Here is an 18082-nt window from a genome sequence, read left to right as displayed (position 1 = left end):
ATTAAATTTTATTAGGGCTTTTTCATTCATAATAACAAATGAGATAATAAATGCCCTATAAGGTGTTGGTTGTTGATGACTCGAGTTTCTTTAGACGTCGAGTTACCGATATTTTAAATAAAGATCCGAACCTTACTGTTATTGATGTTGCTGTAAATGGTAAAGATGCTGTTGAAAAGGCTGTATCATTAAAGCCTGATGTGATCACCATGGATATAGAAATGCCATTGCTTAATGGTATTGAAGCTGTGAAACAAATCATGGCGAAAGCGCCAACATCTATCTTAATGTTTTCATCGCTCACTCATCAAGGTGCTAATGCGACCCTCGAGGCCTTAGAAGCCGGAGCACTCGATTTTCTCCCGAAAAAATTTAGTGAAATAGCCAAAACAACTGATGATGCAGGTAGTTTGCTGCGCCAACGAGTGGTTCAATTAGCGAAGACTAACGGTTTATTGAAAAGAAAATTGGCAGTAAAAGCTCACGCGTCACGAATTAGCCTATCTTCAACGGCCACTAATCCGGTGAGTAAACTCGTAAATAAATTCGACATTCAATCGAGAACTCCGCTGCGAACAACTAAAACTGAACCGAGTCAAAGCGAAAGTATTCGCAGTCAGGTTGTTAAAAGAAGCTCTGGTAAAAGTTACCAACTACTCGCTATAGGTACATCAACGGGGGGACCAATTGCCTTACAAAAAATATTAACGCAATTGCCGCAAAATTTTCCGTTACCCATTATTTTAATACAGCATATGCCCGCTGCTTTTACTTTTGCTTTTGCCAATCGTTTAAATACCTTGTGCAATATTAATGTTAAGGAAGCAGCAGATGGGGATATTTTAAAACCTGGTTGTGCTTACCTAGCGCCTGGTGGCAGGCAAATGATTATTGACGGTACGCCAAAATTAGCCAAGTTAAAAATTATAGAAGATAAGTCTGAAAAAATTGCTTTTAAACCAAGTGTTGATGTGAGTTTTGGCTCAGCAGCTAAGGTATTTGGTGGCTCAGTATTGGGTGTTGTATTGACCGGTATGGGCTCTGATGGCCGAGAAGGTGCTCGCATGTTAAAAGGTAAAGGGGCGACAATATGGGCACAAGACGAAGCTTCTTGTGTGGTTTATGGTATGCCGCAAGCCGTTACCGTTGCAGGTATTTCTGTTTTATCTTTAGCATTAGAAGATATCAGCCAAAGTATTATCAAGGAAGTGGACCATGGATAAGTTAACCATTGCCGGGCTTTTTGTCGCAATTACGGCCATATATTTAGGTTTTATTCTCGATGGTGGCTCCCTTGCTGCGTTATTCGAGTTACCTGCCTTTATCATTGTCTTTGGCGGTACTTTAGGGGCTGTAATGTTACAGTCATCTTCAGCGCAATTTTTTCATGCGTTGTCTTTATTAAAGTGGATATTTTATCCCCCCAAGTATGATATTGACCAAGGCATTGATTCGATAGTTTCTTGGTCTGAAAAAGCACGAGAATCTGGATATTTATCACTGGAAAATATTGCCGAAGAAGAACAAGATTTTTATACCAATAAAGCGCTTAACTTATTAGTTGATGGTATAGAAGTAGACAACTTGCGTATCTCATTAGAATTAGATTTAGATCTTTACCGCGAGCATAATTTACGCTCTGCTCATGTTTTTGAATCTATGGGCGGTTACAGTCCTACCATAGGTATTTTAGGAGCGGTACTTGGCCTCATTCATGCGATGAGTAATCTTACCGATCCAACCTTACTTGGACAAGGCATTGCAACGGCTTTTATTGCGACTATTTACGGCGTTGGTTTTGCCAATTTAATTTATCTGCCCGTTGCTAATAAAATAAAGGCTATTATTCACCAGCAAACCATGTACCGAGAAATGATTGCTGAAGGCCTTATTTCTATTGCATTAGCAGAAAATCCACATGCCATTGAAAATAAGTTGTCGGCCTTTCGGTTAGAGCAATGAACCACTTAAGGAAACGTCGACATTCAGTCGAAAATGATAATGTCGACAGATGGTTAGTTTCATACGCCGATTATATGACCTTGCTCTTTGCGTTATTTGTTGTTTTATATGCAATGGCAATGGTTGATGAAGAGCCCTATGAAACCGCGACAGAATCGATAGGTAAAGTTTTTCAAGCCAATAATAAATTACCTAAGAATCGGGGGCATGGTGACGATATCCTCGATGTTAACAGCTCAAAAACTAATAAGCGCTTGTATGGTAATGGTATTTTAGATGTCGCTGGTCCTGAACTTTTTGACGGTGAGAAAACACTTTCTAATGTTTCTGACAGTCAGGTAGGCACTAATCTAACGTCACTAGAAAAAGAATTACATACCGCCTTGTATGAATTAATCGAATCAGGTTATGCGCAACTACAGATTGATGGCGATTGGTTAGAAATAGAATTAAACAGTGGTATGCTTTTCCCCAGCGGCTCATCATCAGCAACCAACAATGCGACAACAATACTTACGGTTATTTATGATGTAATTGGTTCATCCAGCAATTTTATTCGTATAAGAGGCTATACTGATAACCAACCGATTAATACTGAGATATTTTCTTCAAATTGGGAATTATCAGTTTTTAGAGCAACCGCTATTTTACGAGTGCTTGAAGACTTATCCCTTGATCCTGCTCGTATGGCTATTGAGGGTTATGGGCAATATTATCCACGAGAAGACAATAAAACAGCACAAGGCCGCGCGCAAAACCGTCGTGTTGTTATCGCTATATCAAAATATGGTTTAGAAAAGACAAATTTACTTGCGACCCCTACCATCAGCATTAAAGACGTCGAAGCCATAAAGCAGATAGATAATGGTGATGATGAGGATAATGAAATACGTATCATAAGGCTTGATAATGGTGGCATTAGAATTACAACACGAGAAGATGATAACCCCTCTTCTGAGCAGAACAATAATTAGCACAACGAAATAAGTAGGTTAGCAACTTGGTAGTATGGACCGTAGCAAATCAAAAAGGTGGCGTTGGTAAAACCACAACAACAATCTCCTTAGGTGGCTTATTAGCTGAGCAGGGCTATAAAGTGTTGTTGGTAGATACTGATCCCCATGCTTCTTTGAGTTATTATTTTGGTATCGAATCTGAAGATCTTGAGTTAAGTGTTTACGATTTATTTGTTCAAGTTTCAACGAAAGAACAAATAATGCAAAGTTTATGTCCAACGAAATACGACAATATAGATATACTCCCGGCAACTATGGGCTTAGCTACTTTAGACCGTTCACTCGGTAATAAAGGTGGTATGGGCTTAGTGTTGAAAAAAGCGATGATAAAAATAGCCGATGAATATGATTATGTCTTAATTGATTGTCCACCGATTTTAGGTGTGCTGATGGTGAATGCTTTGGCGGCATCGCAACGTATTATTGTGCCAGTGCAGACTGAGTTCTTGGCCTTGAAAGGCTTAGACCGCATGATGAAAACAATGGATATTATGCAAGTTGAGCAAGATAAGCCGTTTAAATATACCATAGTGCCGACTATGTTTGATAAACGTACTAAAGCATCATTACTGACCTATAGAAAGTTACAAGAGCTATACGATGATAGTGTTTGGGCCGGTGTTATACCGGTAGATACTAATTTTAGAAATGCCAGTTATGCAATGCAGGTACCTTCAGATTACGCACCGTTAACACGTGGTGTTAGTGCATATAAAAAACTACTAAGCAGTTTATTAGAACTGCAAAAATTAGGTTAATTGTCCAATGGCAAAGTCACTCGCTGCAAGTAAGAAACTAATGCAGAATTATTTATCAGAATTGTTGACTGAAGATCAGCAAGAATCGGACCTGCCAATTATTTCTGTAAAAGCAAAATATCAGCAACCGTTAGAAAAACTTTTACAAAAAGTTGATATTACTGAACGTATTGCCGACCCAATAGATGAACCTGTTTATACTGTAAAAAGCTCAGTAAAAAATGAACGACCTAAAATAGTTGAAGAAAAAGTTCAGGAAAAAGTCAAAGAAAAAACACAATTGACTCTTGATGAACCGCTTAAGACAAGAAAAAGTGATCAGCCATTAATTGTTCATCAGAGTAAAAATTATCGAAAGGGTAGTTTTCAAGCGATGTTCTTTAATGTTGCGGGTTTAACGATTGCAGTGCCGTTGATTGAATTGGGTGGCATACATAACGAAGACAAGACAACGAGTTTAATGGGTAAGCCTAAATGGTTTACTGGTGTTATGTTACATCGAGATGAAAAAATTAATGTAGTGAATACCGCTTTATGGGTAATGCCAGAAAAATGTGACGAAGCGTTAATAAATTCGCTAAACTATCAATATATTGTCATGCTAGGTAATAGTCATTGGGGATTATCGGCGGAAACATTAGTCGATACAGTGACGTTAGAGCAAGAAGATGTAAAATGGTTAGACCTACCGAACAAACGACCTTGGTTAGCCGGTTTAGTCAAAGAACGTATGTGTGCACTGCTTGATGTCGAGTCTTTGATTAAGTTACTTGACGCAGGCGCAAATATTAACCAAGATTAATGGCTAGATCTCCAGATAGTATTATACTATGTACACTAGACGAATAATCAAACAGATTGATTTTCAATAAGATATTTAAGAGGCAGGCTGTATGGCTGATGATAGACGTAATGCAAATGAAAACGTAGACAACGATGAAGTGTTGCAATGGGTAACCTTTAAGCTTGATAGTGAAACCTACGGTATTAACGTAATGCAAGTGCAAGAAGTTTTGCGTTATAGTGAAATTGCACCGGTGCCAGGAGCACCTACATATGTATTAGGTATCATTAATCTGCGAGGGAACGTTGTTACTGTCATTGATACCAGACAACGCTTTGGGCTTAAACCTGCGGATATTTCTGATAATACTCGTATTGTTATTATTGAAGCCGAAAAACAAGTTATTGGTATCTTGGTAGATAGTGTCGCTGAAGTTGTTTACTTAAAAAATTCTGAGATAGATGATGCTCCGAATGTTGGTAATGACGATAGTGCACGATTCATTCAAGGTGTTTCAAACAGAGAAGGTGAGTTATTGATTTTAGTCGACCTAAATCAGTTACTTTCTGACGACGAATGGGATGAACTTAAACAGTTCTAGGCTGTTTACTGAGTCTCTTTAAATAAAGCCTGGCTTATCAGGCTTTATCTAGTTGTAATGGTTTAAGAAGCGTTTATGTTTATTATCTCGCCACTTTTGATTTTAGTTAGCAGTTTTGTGCTTTTTATAGTGCTAATTGGTTATATTTATCGCCAAAAAACTTATTTTCATCGAACTAATAAAGTGCTGAAAACACAACTTGAAACGCAAGAGTTGTTTATAAATGAGCTACAGTCGACGCAAAATAGCGTAAATAAACAATTGCTTGAGTTTAATAATAAGCTTGAAAGTCTGCAGTTAGAAAACGAGCAAGTCAGTAAACAACTTGAACATCGTATTAAAATACTGCAACAAGAGAGTGTGCTTCAAAAGCAATTAATAGATCAATTTCAAAATCAGCAACCGCAAGATAAACTCTATTCACGTGCTTTTAAACTCGTTGAGTTAGGCGCAGAGATCGATGAGGTCGTTCGAGAATGTGACATCCCACTTGCTGAAGCTGAGATGTTAATATCTGTCCACAGAAATAAAACATCGCCTTCTTAAAACCAATCATTTTATGGTTTTACCGCAGATAAATAGTTAAAGCTTTTATGTTGCATTGCATTTTTGCGTGGTAAACTGCGTCATTATTTTTTTACTCAATATCAAGGACGCTAAGTGAAAGTAGCCGCTATATTTTCTTATTTGTTCAATAACCCAACAAAAAAAATTGTTATCATTCTACTGGCATTAGTTATTTCTGCCTGTTCATCAACACCTGCTGAAAATAGTGCTAGTGTTTCAGATCCTAAAGATACATTAGAATCAATTAACCGACCGTTTTGGACTTTTACCTGGGATTATGCAGACAAATATGTGCTTAAACCGACAGCCCAAGCGTATGTTGAATATATGCCAACAGACTTTAGGTCCGGGATACATAATGTTGCCTTAAACCTAAACGAGCCATCAACGGTTATAAATAACCTGCTGCAAGGAAAGTTTAGTGAAGCGGGTAAAAGTACGGGGCGTTTTATCCTTAACTCTACTATCGGCATATTTGGATTTTTTGACCCAGCAAGTGACTTCGAATGGATCAGAGCACAAGAAGAGTTTGGTGAAGTCTTAGGCTCATATGGTGTTGGAGATGGACCTTATCTAGTTATACCGGCTCTTGGGCCAAGCTCAGTTCGTGAAGAAGTGGGTGACTATGTTGATAAATACTACTGGCCATTAGCTATTATTGATTTTTGGCCTAACTTACTTCGCCAAGCCGTACTCGGGCTTGAACAAAGAGCTGCGCTTGTTGATCAAGAGCAAATTATTAATGAATCTATTGATTCGTACGAATTTGTTAAAAATGCTTACTTTCAAAATATGGAATTTAAAGTTTATGATGGTAACCCGCCCATCGTGATTGATGAAGAAAGTGAAGACGAAATTAATGTCTTTTTAGAAGAACTCGATAACATGGCAGACGTTGATCAATAAACTTGCTTTGCAGAGTGAAGCTTAGAATTCGTTCAAGCTTCACTCACTTTGCAAAAATAATAAGAAAAAATAAAGGCAGTGAGTGTTAATGTAAACCGCAAGTTTTTCGATGTGATAATTAAAGATTAAGCTAATTTATTAAACTGCTTGATCGCAACACTGAGATATTTACGGGTAAAAATTAACGATACTGGCCGAAGTAAAATAAAATACACGGCTAAAAAACTAAACAAAGATACCACAAAGAGCAGCCCATCTAATTGTGCCATAAATATAAAAGGTGGCACCAACATGATTAACTTCAAAATATTTAATACGAACTTCTCTGGTGCGGTCAATTTAGCGGCAGCGAGTGTTAAAATCTGCTGTCTTTGCCCAAGCGTATAGCTTTCGAGTTCGGGAAGTTTATTTGTTGAAAATATAAAAGCCATAGGTAACGTATTTTTAGTGAGTAATAGCAGTATTCTACAGTATTTTTACACTTAATTAAGCAAACAAGTACCGAATTGTCTCTGGGTTTGGTAGAATTGCGGCAAATTTTTTGTGAGTGAAATATAAATGAATATCATTGAAGCTAATTTTGACGCAGCAGGTAAAAAGTTTGCCATCGTTGTTTCACGTTTTAACAGTTTTGTAGTTGAAAATTTATTAGAAGGTGCAGTTGATGCACTTAAACGCCATGGCAATGTTGCAGATAACGACATTACTATTGTTCGTGTTCCTGGCGCATATGAATTACCCCTTGCTGCTAAGCGTATTGCAAGTAAAGGCGAGTTCGATGGCATTATAGCTATTGGCGCCGTTATTCGTGGCGGAACTCCACATTTTGATTTTGTTGCGGGCGAATGTAATAAAGGCTTAGCGCAAGTTTCAATGGAATACACTATTCCTGTTGCTTTTGGTGTCATTACAACCGATACCGTTGAGCAAGCAATAGATCGTGCCGGACTTAAAGCAGGTAATAAAGGCGCAGAAGCGGCTTTAAGTGCTTTAGAAATGGTTAATGTTTTAGATAAAATATAAGCGGGAATTTTTGTGAAACCAACTCCTAGAAGGAAAGCTCGTGAGTTAGCTGTTCAAGCTATTTACTCATGGCAGCTTAGCCAAAACTCAGTAACTGATATCGAAGTTAACTTTTTAACTGATAACAGTGCTCGCCGTTTTGATATTCCATATTTTCAACAATTACTCCACGGTGTAACCAAATCAGTTGGTTCTATCGATGAAGCTATTTCTCCACATGTTGACCGTCCTTTAAACGACGTTGACCCAGTAGAAAAAGCTATTTTACGTGTCGCCATTTATGAATTGAAAGATTGTAAAGATGTGCCATACCGAGTTGTTATTAATGAAGCTATCGAATTAGCAAAATCTTTTGCTGCTGACGATAGTCATAAATTTGTTAATGGTGTTCTTGATAAAGCCGTTAAACTGATTCGTCCAGAAGAATAATTTGCGTTCATTTTCTCAAAGCAAAGCAAAGGATTGGTTGTTGTATGAAAGAATTTGAAGTCATTCGACGTTATTTTACTGAACAGGTAGTGAAGCGCAAAGACGTTTATTTAGGTATTGGTGACGATTGTGCACTGGTTACTCCGGGTGAACGCCAACACATTGCAGTAACGACAGATACCTTAGTGGCAGGTGTTCATTTTCCTTTAAATACATCGCCACGTGCTATTGGTCATAAATCGATAGCTGTTAATTTGTCTGATCTTGCCGCTATGGGGGCAGAGCCTAGTTGGGTTTCTTTAGCACTCACGCTTCCTGATATTGATGAAAATTGGATCAATGAATTTTGCCTTGGTGTTTTTGACCTTTGTGAATTTTATAATGTCCAGCTTATTGGTGGTGATACGACGCAAGGACCATTGAGTATAACCATTACAGCGCAAGGACAAATTCCTTTTGGACAACATATTTCCCGTTCAGGTGCTAAAGCCGGAGAATGGTTATATGTTACCGGTGAGATAGGTGCAGCGAACCTCGCTTTACAACATATCCAAGGTAAAGTGAAAGTAGCAGCTAAATATCAGCAAGAAATACAAAAACGCTTAGACTTTCCAAAAGCAAGGGTTTTGGCTGGACAAGCTTTACGTAAATATGCGACTTCTGCGATAGATTTATCTGATGGTTTAGTCGCAGACCTAGCTCATATCTGTAATGCTTCGGGTGTTGGTGCTAATATTGTTCTTGATGCTTTACCGCTTTCTGCCGCATTAAGTGATACTGTTGGTATAGACGCAGCGTACGATATAGCTTTAGAAGGTGGCGATGATTACGAGCTATTATTTAGTGTTACTGAAGATAACCGCGTAGGCATGGAAACAGCCTTAGCTAACTCAGGCAATAAGATCACCTGTATTGGCCAATTGAATGGTTCAGGAAAAATTACCACGACATTAAATAAAAAAGCGGTAAATATTAAGGTTCAGAGCTATGAACATTTCTCTGATACTCCTTCTACTAAATAATGTAAGTTAAATGTAATGAGTAAATCTACCGAGAACTTTCGTATAACTAACCCCATCCATTTTCTTGCTTTAGGGTTTGGTAGTGGTTTATTACCTAAAGCACCAGGTACTTATGGCACGCTTGCGGCAATTCCTTTGTACCTGCTGTTAGCGCCTACTTCAGTCAGTACTTATTTAGCTATTGTTATTATCATGAGCATTGCCGGTATTTATATTTGTGGAAAAGCGGCAGAAGATGCAGGTGTACCTGATCATGGCGCAATTGTCTGGGATGAAATTGTTGGTTTTTTAATCACTATGTTTCTTGTTCCTTTGACATGGCAAAGTATTGTTGTTGGTTTTATCTTATTTAGAATTTTTGATATTTTTAAACCTTGGCCTATTTCCTATGTAGATAAAAATTTACATGGCGGTCTAGGTATTATGGTTGATGATATTCTTGCGGGCTTAGCAGCACTGGCTTGCATGCACCTTATCTTTTAATCCATAGCACAGAACGTCGAGTTTTAGTGTCTGGTCACTTCTTTTTAAAACCTTAATTAAATGACGGGTTACTTGATACATATCAGCCTATTTATTTTTCAACTTGCTACTATAAATTAAAGACATACTTTAATGTGGTAGTGATAATGGAAGAATGGGTTGGTGGGATTTGGCATAAGTATATTACCCGTAAAGCCAGTACCGAATATGAGCAAGCAAGCGTGTGCTTTAGTGAGGTCAGTAAATCTGTTGGTATGGTTTTTCGTGCCTTAGGTGGCGACGTTGTTAAGCGTATAGAGGCGGCGAGTTCAAGAGATTATCTCGTTCGTCGCACCTTTCTGCAAAAAGTATCGGGTGAAAATCAACAAATCAGTCTTGCGTGGCAAGACCCTGAGAGTTTACGTTTACCTGAACGTTTAGCGGTATTTCCAACGACTGAACTCAATCGTGACCTTTATATTTGGCTAGCTATTTTAGCTGCGCATCATAGTGGACGCTTTCAGCATTGGGCGATAGATAATCAGCAACTCGTTGTTGAAGTCTTAACAAAATTTCCAGCATTAACTCCCCGTTATCAACGATTAGCCCAAGCTTTTTTAGTAAGCAGACCCTCGTTAAAAAAACTACCCGAGCAAGAAAAAATAATGGAGCAGGCGATTGTCCAAGCGATTCTAGAACCGGGCACTGTTAAAATATTTCCTACGGTTAATTACGCGCCGAAAGCGGTATTCCTTTGGTTATATCCTTCAGCTCATGTTGATCCATTACTCTTGCCTGATTATCAAGACATTACTGAAGACGAAAACCAAGCTCAAGAAAGTAAGCAATCAACAAAAAATAAAATTAGCCGTAAAAAAGCAGATCGCGAACAAGCAGATGAAAGTAACGATGGCATGATGATTTTTCGTTTAGAAAGCCTTTTTTCATGGAGCGAATTTTCAAAACTAGATAGAGGCTCTGATGATACCGATGAAGATGAAGAAGATTTATTACGTACAGCAGAAGATCTCGACAATATTACTTTATCGCAACAACAAGACCAAAAAAGTGCCAATATAAAAATTGATTTAGATTTACCTTCCGCGTCCGAAGATGATATTCCGCTTGGGAAAGGCATTTCTTTACCCGAATGGAATTACAGAACGCAGCAGTTAGAAGCCGACCGTTGTTTACTACAACCAATGCTGCCAAAAAATTATACAGCTCAATCTTTGCCTATTAAGCTTCAAAAAACGGCAAAGGCTATTCAAGCTCAATTTGAACAATTAACCAGTGTACGTTACTGGCTAAAAGCCCAACCGCAAGGCGAAGAACTTGATTTGTCTGCTTGGTTAGACTTTTATGTAGAAAGTAAAATAGCGCCGACTCAAGAAAAAGGACTTTACCAAAGTTTTAGAGGTAACAATCGCGACATTTCTAGTTTATTACTGGCTGATTTATCTATGTCTACTGATGCTTATTTAGATGATGATAACCGTGTTATTGACGTGGTTCGCGATAGTATGCTGTTATTTGGTGAGGCGTTAAATAGTGTTGGTGATAACTTTGCTATGTATGGTTTCTCTTCAGTAAGACGTTCAAATGTTCGGCTTACTATGCTAAAAAACTTTAATGAACCATACAATGATGAAATTCGTGGCCGCGTTCAATCTATTCGCCCCGGTTTTTATACACGAATGGGAGCGGCTATTCGCCAAGCAACCAAGGTTTTACAAGAGCAGCGTAGTACGCAAAAATTGCTACTGATTTTAACCGATGGAAAACCTAATGATATAGATCATTATGAAGGGCGTTTTGGTATCGAGGATACTCACCAAGCGATTGCTGAAGCAAATAGGTTAGGCATTAAACCGTTTTGTATTACCATTGACCAAGAAGCAGAAGAGTATTTACCTTATTTATTTGGTCGTGATGGCTTCACCGTTATTTTACGACCAGCACAATTACCGATACGTTTGCCGCAACTTTATCATCAATTAACGAGTCATTAATTATGTCTGCGAAACAGTTACCTTGTCTTTATTGCCAAACAAAAAATGAGATTAATAGGGAAAATTGTCAAAATTGTGGAATGCCGTTAGCAAAAGATCATCCTGACGGTGAAAATGCGCGGCAACGATTTTTTGTCAAAGCCTTCTGGGGTATTGTTATATTTTGTATCGTGATGATGATTTACTTACCGAGATATCTTTTTTAATCAGATTATGGGCTGTAAACTCTTTAGTGCAACTATTTGTTGACAGCTTAACCCTCAGAAAAATAACTCAATGCTATCATTAATACCAATTATTGTTCTCGCTGGTATAATGCCGCTATCTTATATCGTTATCTTCTATACTTACCTTGTATTTTAAAACGTATTTTGACGTTTTATCAAAGTAAGCCATAAATTTCAGGAGTTCTTCAAGCAATGTCTACTATGAATTTATTAAACGAAACCCACAATTCAGCCCGAGTTAGTTGGCTTGTCACTGCGAATAAAGCAGATACCGACTTTCCTATTCAGAACTTACCTTTTGCGGTTTTTAAACGTGCAAATAGCGAAGAAGCATTCCGTGGTGGTGTAGCAATTGGTGATCAAGTTATTGACTTAGCTGCCTTGGCTAACGCAAATGTTTTTGACGGTCTAGCCCAAGCAGGCGTAAAAGCCTGTAATGCACCACAGTTAAATGATTATATGGCGATGGGTAAAGCGACATGGAGCGCTTTACGTTTAGCACTCTCTGATGCTTTGAAAGAAGGCTCAGCTTTACAAGATAAAGTGGCCGCTTGTTTAATTGCTCAAGCTGACGTTGAATATGCACTACCTTGTAATATTGGTGATTACACTGATTTTTATACCTCAATTCACCATGCTACGTCAGTGGGTTTGAAGTTCCGTCCAGACAACCCATTATTACCTAACTATAAATGGGTACCTATTGGTTACCACGGTCGTTCATCTTCTATTGATGTTTCTGGTCGAGATTTTAAGCGTCCTTCTGGACAAACTAAAGCGCCGACAGCAACTGAACCATCATTTGGCCCTTGTAAGCGTCTCGATTATGAATTAGAAGTAGGCATATTCATTGGTAAAGGTAATGACTTAGGCGATGCTATCTCTATCGATAACGCCGAAGATCATGTCTTTGGTTTATGTTTATTCAACGATTGGTCTGCGCGTGATATTCAAGGTTGGGAATACCAACCCTTAGGGCCATTTTTGTCGAAGAACTTTGCGTCAACAGTCTCACCTTGGATTGTGACGACAGAAGCATTAGCACCTTATCGCTCGGCTTGGACACGTGTTGAGACAGATCCTCAACCAATGCCATACCTAGAGTCAGAAAATAATCGTGCGATCGGTTCATTTGATATCCAGCTACAAGCCTTGCTTGAAACCCAAAATATGCGTGAAAAAAGTGAAGAAGCGGTTGAAATGTCACAATCTAACTTTAAAGACTCATACTGGACAGTGGCACAAATGGTCGCTCATCATACCGTTAATGGTTGTAACCTTCGCGCGGGTGATATGTTTGGCAGTGGTACGCAATCTGGACCTAAGCCTGAAGAAGCCGGTTCAATGTTAGAGCTTTCAAATGCGGGTGCCGATCCTATTACTTTACCTAATGGTGAAAAACGTACTTTCTTAGAAGATGGTGACAACGTCATAATGAAAGGTTGGTGTCAAAAAGAAGGTGCGGTACGCATTGGTTTTGGTGCCGTATCAGCGACAATTTTACCAGCGAGTTAACGGCTAAATTAGCTAATTGCTCATTGAGTTAATCGCAAAGCGTTGGTTGTTTATGATCAGCGCTTTTTTTATCACTAAATTTCAATAGTAATAATCTATTTTATTCCCCCACTACTTCTCATTAAATTTTGTTTTGATCTAGATTATCTTTTTTATAAATCAGCCCTGCGAATACAAAATTATTCAATAAGTGTGCATAAATAAGCGACGAAATGCTAAAAAAGGACGATGAATTACTTTGTATATTGTATGCACTGTGAAGTTGGTGTTAATTTTTAGTGCTTTGACTGTGACTTCACTAAATAGTGCAATATTTTTATAATTTATTTTTATGTCAATTTGGAATAAGAAAATTTTTTTAGGTCTATTTGGATCTATTTGATTACGAAAATATTCGGATATTAATTACTGGTTAATAAGTCCACAGTCACTAGCCTGTATAGTCCTTATAGAGAAAACCTCTTTATCAATAACTAGACTTCTTTTCGTAATTAAACGTTATTTAATGAAGAACATCTATTTTCGCGCTATTTTCAATTAATTTCGCCCTTGTAAACACTTTTAGGCTGTTTTATAAAGTACCTGCAAGTCTAGGTAGTTTCACCTATTGACTACCTAGTCTAAAAAAACATAAAAATATAAAAATATAAACATAAATCTATGAAGGAAGTAACATGTCTACTCAATTATTTCGTACAGCAACGTTAACGTTAGCGGTAAGTATTGCACTAGGTACTGCGCCAGCATATGCAGAAGAAAACAGCTCAAAAGTAAAAGTAAAAGATGTAGAAAGAATAGCGGTTGTTGGCTCACGTTCAGCGCCTCGTTCTGTTGCTGACTCTCCTGTTCCAATTGATATTATTGGTGGCGAAGATTTAGAGAAAATGGGTTCAAGTGACATGCTTGATCAACTTGTCGGCAGTGTTCCTTCATTTAACGTACACGCTAACCCAATTAGTGATGCGGCGACATTAGTTCGTCCGGTAAACTTACGTGGTTTGTCTTCAGATAGCACATTGGTGTTATTAAATGGTAAACGTCGTCATCGCGCTTCAGTTATTGCATTCCAAGGTGGCGGCATTAACGATGGTGCACAAGGTCCAGATATTTCTGTTATTCCAAGCATAGCGTTAAAGCAAGTTGAAGTACTTCGTGACGGTGCAGCAGCACAATACGGTTCAGATGCAATAGCTGGTGTAATGAACTTTGTCTTAAAAGATGCTGCAGAAGGCGGTAGTTTCTCTGTTAAGCACGGTGAATATTACGAAGGCGATGGCGCTACAACAACCTACGCAGGTAACGTTGGTATGCCATTAACTAAAGATGGTTTCGTTAACTTAAGTTTTCAATATAAAAATGCTGATGCGACAAGCCGCAGTGTTCAAGTAGCCAATGCTGCGACCATTGCAGCGGCAGGTAACTCATTCATCGCTGAAGAAGCTCAAGTTTGGGGTTCTCCAGAAGTTAATGATGACACCACACTTTTTGGTAATATTGGCCTTGATTTAGGCAATGATAAAAAATTCTACATGTTCGGTAACTATTCAGAACGTGATGTAAAAGGTGGCTTCTACTGGAGAAATCCACATAACCGTTCAAGCATTTATTCAAATGATGGTGGTAACACACTACTTGTTGGCGATTTAGATGGCGTAGATAACGGTATTACTTGTCCTACCATAGCTATTGGCGCTAATGTTTTAGACCAAGCTGATTATCAGTCTATTGCCGACAATAGTACGGCTTTAGGTAAAAACTGTTTTGCGGTTAACGAAACATACCCAGGCGGCTATACGCCAAACTTTGGTGGTAATGTAGTCGATACATCATTAACTATGGGTGTTGAAGGTGAAATTAACGGCGGAATGCTAGACGAAGTTTTCTTTGATATCAGTGGTTCTGTTGGTCGTAATAAATCAAGCTTTAGTATTGTAAATACCATTAACTCTTCAATGGGTCCTGAATCTCCACGTGATTTTGATTTAGGTGATTACACACAATTAGAAAAAACGTTTAACTTAGATTTATCTAAGGGCGTTGAAGTTGGTCTAGATTCACCAATGAATGTTGCGGGTGGTTTAGAATGGCGCGAAGAGACATTTGAAATTGGCGCGGGTGATCAATACTCATTCCTTGCTGGTCCATTAATCGACCAAGGGTTTAACTTAGGCTCACACGGTTTTCCTGGTTTTCAACCATCACAAGCTGGTGTATTCTCTAGACGCAGTGTTGCTGCATACGTAGATGTTGAAGCATACATTACTGACGACCTTTTACTTGGCGCAGCTTTACGTTATGAAGACTTCTCATCATTTGGTGATACGTTAAATTATAAATTAACGGCTCAATATTCTATTAATGATGAGTTATCAATACGTGGTTCTGTAAGTACTGGTTTTAGAGCTCCTACCGTTGGTCAAGCTAATGTAAGTAACGTTTCTACCGCATTAGAAGATGGTGAATTAACCGATTCAGCGTTATTACCACCAACAAGTGAATTTTCAAAATTATTTGGTGGTAAAGAATTAGAGCCAGAGCAGTCAAGCAGCTATGCATTTGGTGCTGTTTATCAAAATGGAGATTTTTTCTTTACGGCTGATTACTATCATATTGAAGTTGATGACCGTATTACACAATCTGACCGTACAAAATTAGAAGAAGCTGACTATGCTAAATTAGAAGCATTAAATGTAGCTAACCCTCGTTCAGTAGGTACAGTAAGTTTCTTTGCTAACGATTTTGATACTACAACACAAGGTGTCGATATTGTTGCAAACTACGGTATGCAGTTGTTTGAAGGTGATACTAAACTTAGCTTAGCTTACAACTGGAATGAAACCGATGTTACGGGTAGTTCTGATATTACAGGTGCTTTTAAAGTTAAACGCTTAGAAGAAGGTTTACCAAAGCATAGAGGTTCATTCACTGTTTCTCAAAGCTGGGATAATATCAGTATGTACGTTCGTGGTAACTACTTCGGTGAATACCATGCGGTACACGTAGATTATGACCTAGCCGCTCAAGATGCTGATGCAGCAATTACTTTTGATGCTGAAGTGAGTTACTTTATTAATGACTCATTTACAATAGCAGCTGGTGCACAGAACATCTTTGATCAACAAGCTGAAGAGTTAGAGTTTGAAGAAGCTTCACGTAATCATCCTGATGGCTTCACACCTAATAACCAATGGGGCGGTAAGTACTACGAAACATCTCCATTTGGCTTTAACGGTGGCTTCTACTACGTGAAAGCAACCTATAGCTTTTAATTGAGTTGTAAATAGCGATTAGAACACTAATCGTCTTACTTAAAAAAGTCAGCTAATTTAGCTGACTTTTTTATATAAAAATATTGAGGAGTTGAATAGGTTAGTTAACTATGTCGAGAATAATAACCTGCTCACAGTGAAGCTAAATTAGCGTGCGGGCTGAGTAGATTTACTTGGTACTTGAATGTTTTTTTTTGATTTTCCAGCCAAAGGTTAAAGATTGTTAGCTTGTACATGATCTACTTTAAAGCTCTGAACAAGTTCAATGCGTTTTTTATTTATGGCTTCTTTAATATCTGCACCTTTTATTCCTTGTTCGATAAACTCTTTAGCGGTTACCGTTAAGGCCGCTTCAAAAGCACTACGTAAGTAATCTACTTGCGGATAGGGTTTGTTCTCATTGTACAATCGACCGCGAAAATCAGCCGTACAGGCAGTCAAGAAATCAGTAAACTCTTCAGGCTTGCGCCATACATCTAAACTATTAAATAACTTAACTAGCGTGTTGGCTTTTAATTCAAATGCTTTATGGCAATGTAAATGAAATTCACAGACTTTACGCGCTAATATTTTGTGATCTTTAGGCACTTTTAATTGCTCACATATTTTGTCAACTAATGCTAAACCTGAGTTTTCATGACCCCGGTGGCTGGGCCAATTTTCTTCTAAGGTTAAAGACTTACCCAAGTCATGACAAAGTGCCGCGAACCGTACAGATGTTTTAGGGGAAAGCTTAACCGCTTGTTGCAGTACCATCATGGTATGAATACCCGAGCAAATTTCTGGGTGCCATTTTTCTGGATTAGGGATCCCCCATAGCGAATTAAGTTCAGGCCATATTTTCGCTAATGCACCACATTCACGTAACACTTGAAAAAATACTTCGGGATTATTTTCAGTCAAACTGCGCTGCATTTCTTGCCAAATACGTTCACCTGACAGTGTCGCTAATTCTCCGCTTTCACTGATTTTAGTCATCAACTCTACTGTTTCGCTAGCAATGGTAAAACCATAATCATGATAACGGGCAGTAAATCGAGCTACCCGTAAAACACGAAGTGGGTCTTCAACAAAAGCTAATGAAACATGTCGCAGTATGCGGTTTTTTAAATCAACTTGGCCATTATAAGGATCAATAATAGTGGTGTTATCAACGCTATCGTTAAAGGGCATCGCCATTGCATTAATAGTGAGATCGCGGCGAAGTAGATCTTCTTCAAGGGTAACAGCGCTACTGGCATCGCAAATAAAACCGGTATAGCCTTGGCCTTGCTTACGTTCAGTTCTTGCTAAGGCATACTCTTCTTTAGTCTTGGGATGCAGAAATACCGGAAAGTCTTTACCGACTTGCGTAAAGCCTAATGTCAGCATCTGTTCAATCGTTGCGCCAACAACAACATAATCATGATCATAGACCTTGTGTCCTAAAAGTTTGTCGCGAACGGCACCGCCGACTAAATAGCGGTTAAGTACTGAAAGGTCATTGTTGATCATTATTACTCTTTATTTATGAAAGCTGACATATTTTC

17 protein-coding genes are annotated in these 18082 nt (G+C 38.4%); 15 read left to right on the top strand and 2 right to left on the bottom strand.

Annotation, left to right across the window (positions count from 1 at the left end; translation table 11 throughout):
- The first annotated feature begins 50 nt into the window (after window positions 1-50).
- The 8 genes from H4J75_RS00420 (at window position 51) to H4J75_RS00385 (ending at window position 6594) form a co-directional block, all read left to right on the top strand.
- Window positions 51-1223, top strand: a complete 1173-nt coding sequence (locus H4J75_RS00420) for a chemotaxis response regulator protein-glutamate methylesterase (protein WP_182221063.1) — start codon at window positions 51-53, stop codon at window positions 1221-1223.
- Window positions 1216-1962, top strand: coding sequence for a flagellar motor protein (locus H4J75_RS00415; RefSeq protein ID WP_182213531.1), 747 nt, complete (start codon window positions 1216-1218; stop codon window positions 1960-1962). Before H4J75_RS00420 ends, H4J75_RS00415 begins: the two co-directional genes overlap by 8 nt.
- Window positions 1959-2936 (top strand): flagellar motor protein MotB, encoded by a 978-nt coding sequence (locus H4J75_RS00410; protein ID WP_182221062.1) that lies wholly within the window; start codon window positions 1959-1961, stop codon window positions 2934-2936. The genes H4J75_RS00415 and H4J75_RS00410 overlap by 4 nt, the downstream gene beginning before the upstream one ends.
- A 26-nt stretch (window positions 2937-2962) precedes the next feature.
- On the top strand, window positions 2963-3736 hold the full coding sequence (locus H4J75_RS00405) for a ParA family protein (RefSeq protein ID WP_182176122.1): 774 nt from the start codon (window positions 2963-2965) through the stop codon (window positions 3734-3736).
- A gap of 7 nt (window positions 3737-3743) precedes the next feature.
- Window positions 3744-4538, top strand: a complete 795-nt coding sequence (locus tag H4J75_RS00400) for a chemotaxis protein CheW (protein ID WP_220465199.1) — start codon at window positions 3744-3746, stop codon at window positions 4536-4538.
- 91 nt (window positions 4539-4629) lie between these two features.
- Entirely contained in the window at window positions 4630-5121 is a 492-nt protein-coding gene (locus H4J75_RS00395; RefSeq protein WP_146799106.1) for a chemotaxis protein CheW, read from the top strand.
- A gap of 75 nt (window positions 5122-5196) precedes the next feature.
- A complete protein-coding gene (locus H4J75_RS00390; RefSeq protein WP_182221061.1) occupies window positions 5197-5667 on the top strand; it encodes a DUF2802 domain-containing protein in 471 nt (156 codons plus the stop codon).
- Window positions 5668-5781: 114 nt separating this feature from the next.
- The gene (locus tag H4J75_RS00385) at window positions 5782-6594 is read left to right on the top strand and encodes a VacJ family lipoprotein (RefSeq protein ID WP_310733763.1); all 813 of its coding nucleotides are present in this window, start codon (window positions 5782-5784) and stop codon (window positions 6592-6594) included.
- A gap of 125 nt (window positions 6595-6719) precedes the next feature.
- On the opposite strand, the gene H4J75_RS00380 is transcribed toward H4J75_RS00385, so the two are convergent.
- The gene (locus H4J75_RS00380) at window positions 6720-7025 is read right to left on the bottom strand and encodes a DUF6170 family protein (RefSeq protein WP_182221060.1); all 306 of its coding nucleotides are present in this window, start codon (window positions 7023-7025) and stop codon (window positions 6720-6722) included.
- 127 nt (window positions 7026-7152) lie between these two features.
- Here H4J75_RS00380 and ribE point away from each other — a divergent pair, with 127 nt between their 5' ends.
- The 7 genes from ribE (at window position 7153) to H4J75_RS00345 (ending at window position 16553) form a co-directional block, all read left to right on the top strand.
- The gene (gene ribE / locus H4J75_RS00375) at window positions 7153-7617 is read left to right on the top strand and encodes a 6,7-dimethyl-8-ribityllumazine synthase (RefSeq protein WP_070374607.1); all 465 of its coding nucleotides are present in this window, start codon (window positions 7153-7155) and stop codon (window positions 7615-7617) included.
- Window positions 7618-7629: 12 nt separating this feature from the next.
- Complete coding sequence (gene nusB / locus H4J75_RS00370; RefSeq protein WP_070374606.1) at window positions 7630-8046, top strand: transcription antitermination factor NusB; 417 nt, start codon at window positions 7630-7632, stop codon at window positions 8044-8046.
- Between the two features lie 44 nt (window positions 8047-8090).
- On the top strand, window positions 8091-9068 hold the full coding sequence (thiL, locus tag H4J75_RS00365) for a thiamine-phosphate kinase (protein ID WP_182221059.1): 978 nt from the start codon (window positions 8091-8093) through the stop codon (window positions 9066-9068).
- 15 nt (window positions 9069-9083) lie between these two features.
- Entirely contained in the window at window positions 9084-9551 is a 468-nt protein-coding gene (locus tag H4J75_RS00360; protein WP_182213539.1) for a phosphatidylglycerophosphatase A, read from the top strand.
- Window positions 9552-9697: 146 nt separating this feature from the next.
- A complete protein-coding gene (locus H4J75_RS00355) occupies window positions 9698-11542 on the top strand; it encodes a nitric oxide reductase activation protein NorD (RefSeq protein ID WP_182221058.1) in 1845 nt (614 codons plus the stop codon).
- Window positions 11543-11970: 428 nt separating this feature from the next.
- Entirely contained in the window at window positions 11971-13284 is a 1314-nt protein-coding gene (gene fahA, locus H4J75_RS00350; RefSeq protein ID WP_182221235.1) for a fumarylacetoacetase, read from the top strand.
- A gap of 674 nt (window positions 13285-13958) precedes the next feature.
- On the top strand, window positions 13959-16553 hold the full coding sequence (locus H4J75_RS00345; protein ID WP_182221057.1) for a TonB-dependent siderophore receptor: 2595 nt from the start codon (window positions 13959-13961) through the stop codon (window positions 16551-16553).
- Window positions 16554-16766: 213 nt separating this feature from the next.
- Here H4J75_RS00345 and H4J75_RS00340 read toward each other — a convergent pair whose 3' ends face one another.
- Window positions 16767-18047, bottom strand: a complete 1281-nt coding sequence (locus tag H4J75_RS00340) for a multifunctional CCA addition/repair protein (RefSeq protein WP_182221056.1) — start codon at window positions 18045-18047, stop codon at window positions 16767-16769.
- Window positions 18048-18082 lie beyond the last annotated feature (35 nt).

It is taken from the genome of Colwellia sp. BRX10-1, assembly GCF_014077545.1.
Lineage (GTDB): Bacteria > Pseudomonadota > Gammaproteobacteria > Enterobacterales > Alteromonadaceae > Colwellia_A.
This window is presented reverse-complemented; position numbering and strand designations above follow the sequence as displayed.

Bases quoted from the DNA above. Each gene is read 5' to 3' on its own strand.
- H4J75_RS00420 (WP_182221063.1), top strand. From the start codon at position 51: ATGCCCTATAAGGTGTTGGTTGTTGATGACTCGAGTTTCTTTAGACGT.
- H4J75_RS00415 (WP_182213531.1), top strand. From the start codon at position 1,216: ATGGATAAGTTAACCATTGCCGGGCTTTTTGTCGCAATTACGGCCATA.
- H4J75_RS00410 (WP_182221062.1), top strand. From the start codon at position 1,959: ATGAACCACTTAAGGAAACGTCGACATTCAGTCGAAAATGATAATGTC.
- H4J75_RS00400 (WP_220465199.1), top strand. From the start codon at position 3,744: ATGGCAAAGTCACTCGCTGCAAGTAAGAAACTAATGCAGAATTATTTA.
- H4J75_RS00395 (WP_146799106.1), top strand. From the start codon at position 4,630: ATGGCTGATGATAGACGTAATGCAAATGAAAACGTAGACAACGATGAA.
- H4J75_RS00390 (WP_182221061.1), top strand. From the start codon at position 5,197: ATGTTTATTATCTCGCCACTTTTGATTTTAGTTAGCAGTTTTGTGCTT.
- H4J75_RS00380 (WP_182221060.1), bottom strand. From the start codon at position 7,025: ATGGCTTTTATATTTTCAACAAATAAACTTCCCGAACTCGAAAGCTAT.
- ribE (WP_070374607.1), top strand. From the start codon at position 7,153: ATGAATATCATTGAAGCTAATTTTGACGCAGCAGGTAAAAAGTTTGCC.
- thiL (WP_182221059.1), top strand. From the start codon at position 8,091: ATGAAAGAATTTGAAGTCATTCGACGTTATTTTACTGAACAGGTAGTG.
- H4J75_RS00360 (WP_182213539.1), top strand. From the start codon at position 9,084: ATGAGTAAATCTACCGAGAACTTTCGTATAACTAACCCCATCCATTTT.
- H4J75_RS00355 (WP_182221058.1), top strand. From the start codon at position 9,698: ATGGAAGAATGGGTTGGTGGGATTTGGCATAAGTATATTACCCGTAAA.
- fahA (WP_182221235.1), top strand. From the start codon at position 11,971: ATGAATTTATTAAACGAAACCCACAATTCAGCCCGAGTTAGTTGGCTT.
- H4J75_RS00345 (WP_182221057.1), top strand. From the start codon at position 13,959: ATGTCTACTCAATTATTTCGTACAGCAACGTTAACGTTAGCGGTAAGT.
- H4J75_RS00340 (WP_182221056.1), bottom strand. From the start codon at position 18,047: ATGATCAACAATGACCTTTCAGTACTTAACCGCTATTTAGTCGGCGGT.